This is a genomic window from Streptomyces sp. NPDC055140 (assembly GCF_053607285.1).
Map to the genome: position 1 here is coordinate 27,284 of NZ_JBSGTG010000031.1, position 11,722 is coordinate 39,005.

At 66.6% G+C, this 11,722-nt stretch carries 10 protein-coding genes and 1 tRNA gene; 1 reads left to right on the forward strand and 10 read right to left on the reverse strand.

Features of this window, described 5'->3' with window-relative positions; genetic code table 11:
* Positions 1 to 62: 62 nt before the first annotated feature.
* From rpoB to ACWFR4_RS39095, 10 genes are all read right to left on the reverse strand, one after another.
* Entirely contained in the window at positions 63 to 3,548 is a 3,486-nt protein-coding gene (rpoB, locus tag ACWFR4_RS39050) for a DNA-directed RNA polymerase subunit beta (protein ID WP_453466859.1), read from the reverse strand.
* Between the two features lie 666 nt (positions 3,549 to 4,214).
* Positions 4,215 to 4,598: a 50S ribosomal protein L7/L12 gene (rplL, locus tag ACWFR4_RS39055; protein WP_266673324.1), complete on the reverse strand. Its 384-nt coding sequence runs from the start codon at positions 4,596 to 4,598 to the stop codon at positions 4,215 to 4,217.
* Positions 4,599 to 4,709: 111 nt separating this feature from the next.
* Positions 4,710 to 5,240: a 50S ribosomal protein L10 gene (gene rplJ, locus ACWFR4_RS39060; protein WP_100594899.1), complete on the reverse strand. Its 531-nt coding sequence runs from the start codon at positions 5,238 to 5,240 to the stop codon at positions 4,710 to 4,712.
* A gap of 277 nt (positions 5,241 to 5,517) precedes the next feature.
* The gene (locus ACWFR4_RS39065) at positions 5,518 to 6,366 is read right to left on the reverse strand and encodes a DUF1396 domain-containing protein (protein ID WP_453466857.1); all 849 of its coding nucleotides are present in this window, start codon (positions 6,364 to 6,366) and stop codon (positions 5,518 to 5,520) included.
* Between the two features lie 59 nt (positions 6,367 to 6,425).
* On the reverse strand, positions 6,426 to 7,145 hold the full coding sequence (locus ACWFR4_RS39070; protein ID WP_453466854.1) for a hypothetical protein: 720 nt from the start codon (positions 7,143 to 7,145) through the stop codon (positions 6,426 to 6,428).
* A gap of 141 nt (positions 7,146 to 7,286) precedes the next feature.
* Positions 7,287 to 8,015: a 50S ribosomal protein L1 gene (rplA, locus tag ACWFR4_RS39075; protein WP_100594901.1), complete on the reverse strand. Its 729-nt coding sequence runs from the start codon at positions 8,013 to 8,015 to the stop codon at positions 7,287 to 7,289.
* A gap of 82 nt (positions 8,016 to 8,097) precedes the next feature.
* Positions 8,098 to 8,532, reverse strand: a complete 435-nt coding sequence (rplK, locus tag ACWFR4_RS39080; RefSeq protein WP_389880059.1) for a 50S ribosomal protein L11 — start codon at positions 8,530 to 8,532, stop codon at positions 8,098 to 8,100.
* A 177-nt stretch (positions 8,533 to 8,709) separates the two neighbouring features.
* Positions 8,710 to 9,618 (reverse strand): transcription termination/antitermination protein NusG, encoded by a 909-nt coding sequence (gene nusG / locus ACWFR4_RS39085; RefSeq protein ID WP_453656434.1) that lies wholly within the window; start codon positions 9,616 to 9,618, stop codon positions 8,710 to 8,712.
* Between the two features lie 77 nt (positions 9,619 to 9,695).
* Positions 9,696 to 9,983: a preprotein translocase subunit SecE gene (gene secE, locus ACWFR4_RS39090; RefSeq protein ID WP_100594904.1), complete on the reverse strand. Its 288-nt coding sequence runs from the start codon at positions 9,981 to 9,983 to the stop codon at positions 9,696 to 9,698.
* Between the two features lie 109 nt (positions 9,984 to 10,092).
* Positions 10,093 to 10,165: transfer RNA gene (locus ACWFR4_RS39095), tRNA-Trp, on the reverse strand.
* A gap of 190 nt (positions 10,166 to 10,355) precedes the next feature.
* Between ACWFR4_RS39095 and ACWFR4_RS39100 the strand changes: the two genes are divergently transcribed.
* Positions 10,356 to 11,594 (forward strand): pyridoxal phosphate-dependent aminotransferase, encoded by a 1,239-nt coding sequence (locus ACWFR4_RS39100; RefSeq protein WP_453466355.1) that lies wholly within the window; start codon positions 10,356 to 10,358, stop codon positions 11,592 to 11,594.
* The last annotated feature ends 128 nt before the right edge of the window (positions 11,595 to 11,722 follow it).

Genomic DNA, 11,722 nt, shown 5'->3' on the forward strand with positions numbered 1-11,722 from the left:
CATGGTCTGAACGGTCCCGGGGATGGCCGGGGGCTCCTTGTGGGAGCCCCCGACCAGGCCCGTCAGACCTCTTCGACGCTGCTCGGCTCGCGCCGGGACAGGTCGATACCGAGCTCCTCCGCCGCGCGGAAGACGTCCTCGTCGGTGTCGCGCATCTCGATGGACATGCCGTCCGAGGACAGCACCTCCACGTTGAGGCAGAGCGACTGCATTTCCTTGATGAGCACCTTGAAGGACTCGGGAATGCCCGGCTCGGGAATGTTTTCGCCCTTGACGATGGCCTCGTATACCTTCACGCGGCCGGTCACGTCGTCGGACTTGATCGTCAGGAGCTCCTGGAGGGCGTACGCGGCACCGTAAGCCTCAAGCGCCCACACCTCCATCTCGCCGAATCGCTGACCACCGAACTGAGCCTTACCACCCAGCGGCTGCTGGGTGATCATGGAGTACGGACCGGTCGAACGGGCGTGGAGCTTGTCGTCGACCAGGTGGTGCAGCTTGAGGATGTACATGTACCCGATCGAGACCGGGTCCGGGAACGGCTCACCGGAGCGGCCGTCGAACAGGTTGGCCTTGCCGGACGGCTGGACCAGGCGGTCCCCGTCGCGGTTCGGGATCGTGGCCTCGAAGAGACCGGAGATCTCGTCCTCACGGGCACCGTCGAAGACCGGGGTCGCGACGTTGGTGCCGGGGGCGACCTGGTCGGCGCCGATGGCCTGCAGACGCTGGGCCCAGTCGTCGGCCAGGCCGGAGACGTCCCAGCCGCGGCTGGCGAGCCAGCCGAGGTGGATCTCCAGGACCTGTCCCGGGTTCATTCGGGACGGGACACCCAGCGGGTTGAGGATGATGTCGACCGGAGTTCCGTCCTCGAGGAACGGCATGTCCTCGATCGGAAGGATCTTCGAGATAACACCCTTGTTGCCGTGGCGGCCGGCGAGCTTGTCACCGTCCGTGATCTTGCGCTTCTGCGCCACGTAGACACGAACCAGCTGGTTCACGCCCGGCGGCAGCTCGTCGCCCTCTTCACGGTCGAAGACGCGGACGCCGATGACCTTGCCGATCTCACCGTGCGGCACCTTCAGCGAGGTGTCGCGCACCTCGCGCGCCTTCTCACCGAAGATCGCGCGGAGCAGGCGCTCCTCGGGCGTCAGCTCGGTCTCCCCCTTGGGCGTGACCTTGCCGACGAGGATGTCGCCGGCGACGACCTCGGCACCGATACGGATGATGCCGCGCTCGTCGAGGTCGGCGAGGACCTCTTCGGAGACGTTCGGGATGTCCCGGGTGATCTCCTCCGGGCCGAGCTTGGTGTCACGGGCGTCGACCTCGTGCTCCTCGATGTGGATCGAGGAGAGGACGTCGTCCTGCACGAGGCGCTGCGACAGGATGATCGCGTCCTCGTAGTTGTGACCCTCCCACGGCATGAACGCCACGAGCAGGTTCTTGCCGAGCGCCATCTCGCCGTTCTCGGTCGCGGGACCGTCGGCCAGGACCTGGCCCTCGATCACGCGGGCGCCCTCGTCCACGACAACCTTCTGGTTGACGGAGGTGCCCTGGTTGGAGCGCGAGAACTTCGCGAGGCGGTACGTGGTGTACGTGCCGTCGTCGTTGGCGGTGGTGATGTAGTCCGCGGAAACCTCCTGGACCACACCGTCCTTCTCCGCCTTGAGCACGTCGCCCGCGTCAGTGGCGCAGCGGTACTCCATGCCCGTGCCGACGAGCGGCGCCTCGGACTTGATGAGCGGAACGGCCTGACGCATCATGTTCGCGCCCATGAGGGCACGGTTGGCGTCGTCGTGCTCGAGGAACGGGATCATCGCGGTCGCGACCGACACCATCTGGCGCGGCGAGACGTCCATGTAGTCGACGTCGTCGCCCGGGATGTAGTCGATCTCGCCGCCACGGCGGCGGACCAGGACGCGGTTCTCGGTGAACCGCATGTCCTCGCCGAGGCCGGCGTTGGCCTGGGCGATCACGAAGCGGTCTTCCTCGTCCGCGGTCAGGTAGTCGACGTCGTCGGTGACGACGCCCTCGACGACCTTGCGGTACGGCGTCTCGACGAAGCCGAACGCGTTGACGCGACCGTAGGACGCCAGCGAACCGATCAGGCCGATGTTCGGGCCTTCAGGCGTCTCGATCGGGCACATGCGGCCGTAGTGAGACGGGTGCACGTCACGGACCTCGAAGCCGGCCCGCTCACGGGAGAGACCACCCGGGCCAAGAGCCGACAGGCGGCGCTTGTGGGTGAGACCCGACAGCGGGTTGTTCTGGTCCATGAACTGCGACAGCTGGCTGGTGCCGAAGAACTCCTTGATGGAGGCGACGACCGGCCGGATGTTGATCAGGGTCTGCGGCGTGATCGCCTCGACGTCCTGAGTCGTCATGCGCTCGCGGACGACGCGCTCCATACGAGCCAGACCCGTGCGGACCTGGTTCTGGATGAGCTCGCCGACGTTACGCAGACGACGGTTGCCGAAGTGGTCGATGTCGTCGGTCTCGACGACGATCGAGACACCGCTGTCGCCAACGGTCTCGGTCTCACCGGCGTGCAGCTTCACCAGGTACTTGATCGACGAGATGATGTCCTCGACGGTCAGGACGCCGGCGTCCAGCGGGGCTTCGCCGCCCAGCTTCTTGTTGACCTTGTAGCGGCCGACCTTCGCGAGGTCGTAGCGCTTCGGGTTGAAGTAGAGGTTCTCGAGCAGCGTCTGCGCGGCCTCACGGGTCGGCGGCTCGCCCGGACGCAGCTTGCGGTAGATGTCGAGGAGCGCGTCGTCCTGGCCCTGGGTGTGGTCCTTCTCCAGGGTGGCGCGCATGGACTCGTACTCGCCGAACTCCTCGAGGATCTGCTCGGTCGTCCAACCGAGAGCCTTCAGGAGAACGGTGACGGACTGCTTGCGCTTGCGGTCGATGCGGACACCGACCATGTCGCGCTTGTCGATCTCCATCTCGAGCCAGGCACCCCGGGACGGGATGACCTTGGTCGAGAAGATGTCCTTGTCGGACGTCTTGTCGATCGAGGAGTCGAAGTAGACGCCCGGCGAGCGGACGAGCTGCGACACAACGACACGCTCGGTGCCGTTGATGACGAAGGTGCCCTTGTTGGTCATGAGCGGGAAGTCGCCCATGAAGACCGTCTGGGACTTGATCTCGCCGGTCTCGTTGTTGGTGAACTCGGCGGTGACGAAGAGCGGGGCGCCGTACGTGAAGTCGCGCTCCTTGCACTCGTCGATCGAGTTCTTCGGCGGCTCGAAACGGTGGTCGCGGAACGTCAGGGACATCGACCCTGAGAAGTCCTCGATCGGGGAGATCTCCTCGAAGATCTCCTCCAGGCCGGACTTCCTGGGGACGTCCTGTCCGCTTTCCAGAGCCGCCTCGACACGAGCCTTCCACGCGTCGTTGCCGAGCAGCCAGTCGAAGCTTTCGGTCTGCAGCGCAAGAAGGTTCGGAACCTCGAGGGGCTCCTTGATCTTTGCAAAGGAAATGCGCAGCGGGGCGGTGCTGGCGCCGTTGTTCGTATTCGCGGTCGAGGCAGTGCGCGAGGCGGCCAAGAGGGGGTCCTTCCGAGGGCTCGGACTCACTACGCGCGTACCGGTCCCAAGCTGGCACGGAGGCAGAAGCTTCCCGAATCGGCCGGTGAGGGCCAGGTCAGGACGGCTTCAGTCCAACGGTGCTGATGCGAGGGCATGCCCCTGGTGACGGGCAGGGAGCAGATAACAGGCAGCGCAAAGGGTCAGTGTAGCCACTTGGCTCACTGATGTCCAGTGCGGGTTTTTTGAGACCCTCGTTGTCCTCAACGACCCTCGTCAGACCCTCGTTGTTCTCAACAGCTGCAACACGTCACCACGTCACTCGTGGCGCGCACATCCTTACTGCCCTCTTCGTCGTCGATCCATGCCTCGGATCCGGATCGTTGTGACGACGCGTCCTGAGAATTGCGCGCTGCGTGCGGTTCGTCAAGGCCCCCTCCTGTACGAACAGGGCTGCCCCGACCCTCGCACTCACCAGCAGGCACCCGCTCCAGGCACCGGCTTCAGGCACAACGAAGATCACCATACTCGTCGGGACCGTCAGCGCAAGGCAGCCGAACTGGAACGCCGAGCGGCCGTCCGAAAAGCCTGAAGGGCGACCACCCAGTTGGGTGATCGCCCTTCAGTACGTTCGCGTTACAGCCCTACGCGAGAGCCGCTCCGCAAGGAGTCAGCAGACTCCCGAGGTCACTTGACCTCGACGGAGGCGCCGGCGCCCTTGAGGGACTCGGCGGCCTTCTCAGCGGCCTCCTTGGCGACCTTCTCGAGGACGGGCTTCGGGGCGCCGTCGACGAGGTCCTTGGCCTCCTTGAGGCCCAGGGAGGTGAGCTCGCGCACGACCTTGATGACCTGGATCTTCTTCTCGCCGGCGCCCGTGAGGATGACGTCGAACTCGTCCTGCTCCTCGACGGCCTCAGCGGCGGCACCCGGGCCGGCCGGACCGGCAACGGCGACGGCCGCGGCGGCGGTGACGTCGAACTTCTCCTCGAAGGCCTTCACGAACTCGGAGAGCTCGATGAGGGTCATCTCTTCGAACTGCGCGAGCAGGTCGTCCTGGGACAGCTTCGCCATGATGGCGTCCTTCCACTAATTCGGCAGGTGCCGGATGTAAATGTCGGCGGGCGTACGATCGGCCCGCTGCGACCGTCTCCCTAGTGGGCGACGGTCAATGCGCGAGCCGAGTTACTCGGCACCGCCCTGCTCGTCGCGCTTGACGCGAAGCGCCTCCGCAGTGCGGACGAACTTCGACGGGAGCGCCTGGAAGACCTGAGCAGCCTGAGTCTGCTTGCCCTTCATGGCGCCCGCCAGCTTGGCGAGCAGAACCTCGCGGGACTCGAGGTCCGCGAGCTTCTTGATCTCATCGGCGGACAGCGCCTTACCGTCAAGGACACCGCCCTTGATGATGAGGTTGGGGTTGTCCTTGGCGAAGTCACGAAGACCCTTCGCCGACTCCACCGGGTCACCGGTGACGAAGGCAACCGCTGTCGGACCCGTGAACAGGTCGTCCAGCGTGTTGATCCCGGCCTCGTTGGCCGCGATCTTGGTCAGCGTGTTCTTCACCACGGCGTACTCGGAGTTCTCACCGAGGGAACGGCGCAGCTGCTTGAGCTGGGCCACGGTGAGACCCCGGTACTCGGTCAGCACGGCGGCGTTCGAGCTGCGGAACTTGTCCGTGAGCTCGGCTACCGCGGCAGCCTTGTCGGGCGTCGGCATAGAGCGTCGGCCTCCTTCCGGGTGATGAGGACCGCTCAGAAGGGGCTGTACAAAACAAAACGCCCCGGCGCAGGCGCACGGGGCTTAGCTCTACCGGAACGAATCCGGGAACTTTCCACAGTCACCTGCGCAGGTCGTCCGCTTTCAGCAGATCCTTCGGTCACCGGTTCCTCTTGCAAGGGCACGGCAACGACCAGCGGTCTTTGGCTTCTCAAGGAGATTACGTGACGGGGTCCGTCTCAGGCAAATCCGCCCTTGCCGACCCCCGCCGGGACGCTCAACTGCTGGTCGCACCCTTCATCATCTGCGCCAGATCCACCACGTCCTCGGCGGCCGGAGTCCGTACGGTGACCGGCTTGTCGTAGTCGAAGAAGGTCATCGTCATGTCGAAGCGGCCCCTGTCCGCCGCGCCGCGGGTGCGGAAGCGCTTGGTGCGGTCGTCCTGGTCGATCCACAGGTCCACCGCGAGCTTGTCGATGCCCAGGCCCTCGTACATCGAGAGGTTCTTGTCGCGGCGCTTTCTGGTGGCCGCGTCCTCGTCCTCGTAGCTCTCGCGCATCTGGTCGAGCGTGACGGTGCCCTTGTAGTGCGCGGTCTTCTCGCCCTCCACGGTCTCCTCGCCCACCCGCTCGAGGTCCTTGGAGCCGTTGAGGAACGTGACCTGCTCGGCCGGGTTCTGGGCTGCCTGGCCGGCCAGCGGATTCGTCGCCGCGGCCTCCTGCGACGCGGGCCCGGAGATGTCGAACTTGAGCCAGCTCCTGCCGTCCGTCTTCTTGGCCGCGCCCTTGCCGCCGGCCATGTACAGGGCGCCGCCGGTGACGCGCATCTCGAGGGTGCCGTCGGAGCCCTGGTCGGGCGAGGTCATCCTCATCCGCATCGCCATCGGCTTCACGTTGATCGCGGCCTCGCCGTCGATCCGGCCCGAGCCGGGGGCCTCGCCGGTCATCCGGTAGCCGAACGACGTCAGCCGCTCCCCGTTCTCCGTGGCCTTGAGGACGGCCGCGGCCGCCGCCGTCCGCAGCGAGGAACCCGCCTTCCCGTCGCCCCCCGACGACGTACAGGCGGTGGCCCCGCCACACAGCACCGCGGCGGCCAGCACGGCCCCCGCCGCTCTGTTCACTGTCATGACCCCACCCCTAGGAACACGTGATCGATACACGTAGGTGGGCGCACGATACCGAAGGCTCAGGCGGCGGGCTTTCGATCAACGACGTCCTTGAAGTCGACGGTGTCCCGCGCCGGCGGGCGCTCGGCCGAGGCGCGGGCGCCGTAGTCGGCGTAATGCACCGTCCCGGAGAAGGCGCCGGAGGCCGTATCGGCTCGCTGAACGCGCTTGACCAGGAGGTGCCCACGGTCGATCCACACATCGACGCGCTGCCCGTGGGCCGAGCCCCTGTAGTGCGTGGCGCGGACACCGCGCACTGTCTCCCGGCCCACCTCGCGCGCGTTCCCCGAGGACAGCAGCAGCTTCAGGGAGGCAGCCGGCGAGAGGTCGGCCCCGGAGTCGTACGGGTATCTGATCCAGTGCTTGCCGTCCGACAACGCGGCGAACTTGTCGGTCATACGCGTGTAGTACGCGTCCGGCAGGAAGCGGGACTGGGACGGGGAGCCGCCCATGAGCCGGGTCGTCGAGGCCATCGAGCCGCCGGTCGTGGTCACCCTCAGAGTGCCGCGCAGCCCGCCCGACCAGCGCAGAACGCCCACGCTCCGCGAGGACAGGCTGGTGCCCGTGCTGCTCGTCGCCTCGATCCTCGCGGACCCGGCGGCGACGACCTCGGAACGGGCGGCCTTCAGCGCCCCGGTGACGCTCCCGTCGCGCTTGGGCGCCTCGTGCGTGCCGCAGGACACCAGGCCGGCCATCGCCAGGCAGACCGTCGCGTACCGCACCCATGTCCTGCCGTTCATACGCTCCCCCCGCCGAGCCCCAGGTCGACCCCGCACGCTAGCGGAGCGCACCCGCGCCCGGAGGGGTTAGCGGAAAAACGGGAACGGGCCCCGCACCTCGAAAGGTGCGGGGCCCGAGCCGACTTGGCTGAGCTGTCAGGCTCAGACCGCAGCCGGGTCCTCCTCGACGAGGAGGTTGCGGGTGCGGTTCGGGTCGAGCGGAACGCCGGGGCCCATCGTGGTGGCGATGGCGGCCTTCTTGATGTAGCGACCCTTGGCGGCGGACGGCTTCAGACGAAGGATCTCGTCCAGGGCCGCGCCGTAGTTCTCCACCAGCTGGGTGTCGTCGAAGGACACCTTGCCGATGATGAAGTGGAGGTTCGAGTGCTTGTCGACGCGGAACTCGATCTTGCCGCCCTTGATCTCGTTCACGGCCTTGACCACGTCCGGGGTCACCGTGCCGGTCTTCGGGTTCGGCATGAGGCCACGGGGGCCGAGCACGCGGCCGAGGCGACCGACCTTGCCCATGAGGTCCGGGGTGGCGACAACGGCGTCGAACTCGTTGAGGCGGTTGCCCTTGGAGATCTCGTCGATGAGCTCGTCGGAGCCGACGATGTCGGCGCCAGCGGCTTCCGCGGCCGCAGCACGGTCACCGGTCGCGAAGACCAGGACCCGGGCGGTCTTGCCGGTGCCGTGCGGGAGGTTCACAGTGCCGCGGACCATCTGGTCGGCCTTGCGCGGGTCGACACCCAGACGCATGGCGACCTCGACGGTGCCGTCGAACTTCGTCGCGGAGGTCTCCTTGGCGATACGGACGGCCTCGAGCGGGGCGTAGAGCTTGTCCCGGTCGATCTTCGCGTCCGCAGCGCGGAGAGTCTTGCTGCGCTTCACTTCTACTCCTGGAGTTCAGGTATGGAGTTCGTGGTGCGGACCAGCGCTGGCCCTACCACTGAAAGGTCAAACGGGGTGAGGATCAGCCCTCGACCGTGACGCCCATGGAACGCGCGGTACCGGCGATGATCTTCGCGGCGGCGTCCAGGTCGTTGGCGTTCAGGTCGGCCATCTTCGTGGTGGCGATCTCGCGGACCTGCGCGTCGGTGATCTTCGCGACCTTGGTCTTGTGAGGCTCGCCGGAGCCCTTCTCGATGCCCGCGGCCTTGAGGATCATCCTGGCGGCCGGGGGCGTCTTGGTGATGAAGGTGAACGAGCGGTCTTCGTAGACCGTGATCTCCACCGGGATGACCCAGCCACGCTGCGACTCGGTCGCGGCGTTGTAGGCCTTGCAGAACTCCATGATGTTGACGCCGTGCTGGCCCAGCGCGGGACCAACCGGCGGGGCCGGGTTGGCGGCACCGGCCTGGATCTGGAGCTTGATAAGCCCCGTGACCTTCTTCTTCTTGGGAGGCATTGCTCTCTCCGGGTCCTAGTGAGAGTTTTCAGCCGACCACCCGGTCATCCGGATGGAGGCATACCGCACAACGATAACGGGTATCTGTGTGCAGCTAAAAACCGAGCAGGTCAGACCGGCTTTGAGAGCCCGTCTGACCTGTTCGGAAGTGCTTGTTCCAGAAGGTGCCGGAAGGGGCTAGTTCTTCTGGATCTGGTCGAAGCTGAGCTCCACCGGAGTCTCGCGGCCGAAGATCTCGACGAGGCCCTTGACCTTCTTCGAGTCGGCGTTGATCTCGTTGATCGTCGCCTGCAGCGTCGCGAACGGGCCGTCGGTGACGGTGACCGAGTCGCCGACCTCGAAGTCCAGGACCTGGACCTCGACCTTGCGGGACGGAGCCGGCCTGCCCTCGGCCTCGGCGGCCTCACGGGCGGCCTTCTCCTCGGCCTCCGGGGCGAGCATCTTGACGATCTCGTCCAGGGTCAGCGGGTACGGGTCGTAGGCGTTGCCCACGAAGCCGGTGACGCCGGGGGTGTTGCGGACGACGCCCCAGGACTCGTTCGTCAGGTCCATGCGCACCAGCACGTAGCCGGGGAGCTTGTTCTGACGGACGGTCTTGCGCTCGCCGTTCTTGATCTGCGCGACCTCTTCCTGCGGCACCTCGGCCTGGAAGATGAAGTCCTCGACGTTCAGCGAGACGGCGCGCTGCTCGAGGTTGGTCTTCACGCGGTTCTCGTAACCGGCGTACGTGTGGATGACGTACCACTCGCCGGGCAGCGTGCGCAGTTCCTCGCGCAGGGCGACGATCGGGTCGACCGGCTCGGACTCCTCGGCGGCTTCCTCGACGGACTCCTCGTCGGCCTCGGCCTCGGGGGCGTCCTCGTCGGACAGCTCGGCGGCGTCGTCCTCGGCGTCGTGCTCGAGGGACTCCTCGGCGGCTTCGACCTCGTCCTCGGCGTGCTCGTCAGCCTCAGTGGCTGCCTCGTCGGCAGCCTCGGCCTGGACCGTGTCCTCGGCGTTCTCGGCGTCCGCCGCCTCGACAATGTCGAGCTCGTCCTCAGCGGACTCGACGGGCTCGATCGCCTCGTTCAGGTTCGGGTCAGACACTGTGGCTGCTTCTTCCTGGATACATAGGGGTGGAACACGCGAAAGGGGCGCCGGGTACGGCGCCCTTCGCGATCGGCTCAGCCGAAGATGTACTTGACGGCGTGGTTGAAGCCATAGTCAATCACGGTCACCAGACCGATCATGATGACCACGAACACAATCACCACACTGGTGTACGTGGTGAGCTGGTTGCGAGTCGGCCAGACAACCTTGCGGAGTTCCGCGACAATCTGGCGGTAGAAGAGCGCGAGACGGCCGAAGGGGCCTTTCTTTCCGCGCTTGCCACCCTTACGGGGCTTCTTCTGGGACTCCGGCGCCTCATCCTGGGCATCAGGCATGTCGATGGAGCCCACGGCGTCCGTCACGCGTCCTCACCTGAATTCCGGGTCGTGGCCGTGCCGCGCCCGGTTGAGCCGCACGGCGGTGCATTTGCAGTACGTACATGCGCACACGTCCTGGCGAAGGAGTGTGTAGCAGGGCCGGAGGGACTTGAACCCCCAACCGCTGGTTTTGGAGACCAGTGCTCTACCAATTGAGCTACGACCCTTTGTCTGCCCCAACGTACCGCATCCTTCCGACTGCACGTTGTGTGCCGGAAGAGTGCGGCCGGTGAAGGCCAACGAGCAGTGAGTGTACGTGCTCCGCGGCCCTCCGTCGAACAGAAAGAAGCGGGCCAGTCGTTGATCGTCCGTGAAACCCGTGTGCCGGCCGGGTTTCCGGTCTGGAACGATGGGGTTATGAGCGCTGCTGCTACACCTTCCTCTTCGCCCACCGAGCGCCGGGTCTCCGCCCGTATCGGCTCGATCTCCGAGTCCGCGACCCTCGCCGTCGACGCCAAGGCCAAGGCCCTCAAGGCCGCCGGGCGTCCGGTCATCGGTTTCGGCGCGGGCGAGCCCGACTTCCCGACCCCGGACTACATCGTCGAAGCGGCCATCGAGGCCTGCAAGAACCCGAAGTACCACCGGTACACGCCCGCCGGCGGTCTGCCCGAGCTGAAGGCCGCGATCGCCGCGAAGACGCTGCGCGACTCCGGCTACGAGGTCGACCCCTCGCAGGTCCTGGTGACCAACGGCGGCAAGCAGGCCATCTACGAGGCCTTCGCCGCGATCCTCGACCCGGGTGACGAGGTCATCGTCCCGGCGCCGTACTGGACGACGTACCCCGAGTCGATCCGTCTCGCCGGTGGTGTCCCGGTCCCGGTCGTGGCCGACGAGACGACCGGGTACCGCGTCTCCGTGGAGCAGCTGGAGGCGGCGCGCACCGAGCGCACCAAGGTCGTCCTGTTCGTGTCGCCGTCGAACCCGACGGGCGCGGTCTACAGCGAGGCCGACGCCGAGGCGATCGGCCGCTGGGCCGTCGAGCACGGCCTGTGGGTCCTCACGGACGAGATCTACGAGCACCTGGTCTACGGGGACGCCAAGTTCACGTCCCTGCCGGCGCTCCTGCCCGAGCTGCGCGACAAGTGCATCGTCGTGAACGGCGTCGCCAAGACGTACGCGATGACCGGCTGGCGCGTCGGGTGGATCATCGGCCCGAAGGACGTCGTGAAGGCCGCGACCAACCTGCAGTCGCACGCCACGTCGAACGTGTCGAACGTCGCGCAGATCGCCGCGCTCGCCGCCGTGTCCGGCGACCTGACGGCCGTCGCCAAGATGCGCGAGGCCTTCGACCGCCGCCGCAAGACCATCGTGCGCATGCTGAACGAGATCGACGGCGTGTTCTGCCCCGAGCCCGAGGGCGCCTTCTACGCGTACCCGTCGGTGAAGGAGCTGCTCGGCAAGGAGATCCGCGGCAAGCGTCCGCAGGACTCCGTCGAGCTGGCCGCGCTGATCCTGGAGGAGGCCGAGGTCGCGGTCGTCCCGGGTGAGGCCTTCGGCACGCCGGGCTACCTGCGTCTGTCGTACGCCCTGGGCGACGAGGACCTGGTCGAGGGTGTCTCGCGAATTCAGAAGCTGCTCGCCGAGGCGCGCGACTGACGCGTCTTCCGCGTGATGCGGGCCGTCTCCGGGGTTCCCGGGGGCGGCCCGTTTTTTCGTCCGGATCCTCGGTTCGGATTTTCGTTCGGACAAGGCCACGAAGGGGGAAAGCCGCTTCCCCGGCGGCG

What these genes read in the sequence shown, in the direction of transcription:
- rplL (WP_266673324.1), bottom strand. Translation starts at nt 4,598, where the DNA reads ATGGCGAAGCTGTCCCAGGACGACCTGCTCGCGCAGTTCGAAGAGATG.
- rplJ (WP_100594899.1), bottom strand. Translation starts at nt 5,240, where the DNA reads ATGCCGACGCCCGACAAGGCTGCCGCGGTAGCCGAGCTCACGGACAAG.
- ACWFR4_RS39065 (WP_453466857.1), bottom strand. Translation starts at nt 6,366, where the DNA reads ATGACAGTGAACAGAGCGGCGGGGGCCGTGCTGGCCGCCGCGGTGCTG.
- ACWFR4_RS39070 (WP_453466854.1), bottom strand. Translation starts at nt 7,145, where the DNA reads ATGAACGGCAGGACATGGGTGCGGTACGCGACGGTCTGCCTGGCGATG.
- rplK (WP_389880059.1), bottom strand. Translation starts at nt 8,532, where the DNA reads ATGCCTCCCAAGAAGAAGAAGGTCACGGGGCTTATCAAGCTCCAGATC.
- ACWFR4_RS39100 (WP_453466355.1), top strand. Translation starts at nt 10,356, where the DNA reads ATGAGCGCTGCTGCTACACCTTCCTCTTCGCCCACCGAGCGCCGGGTC.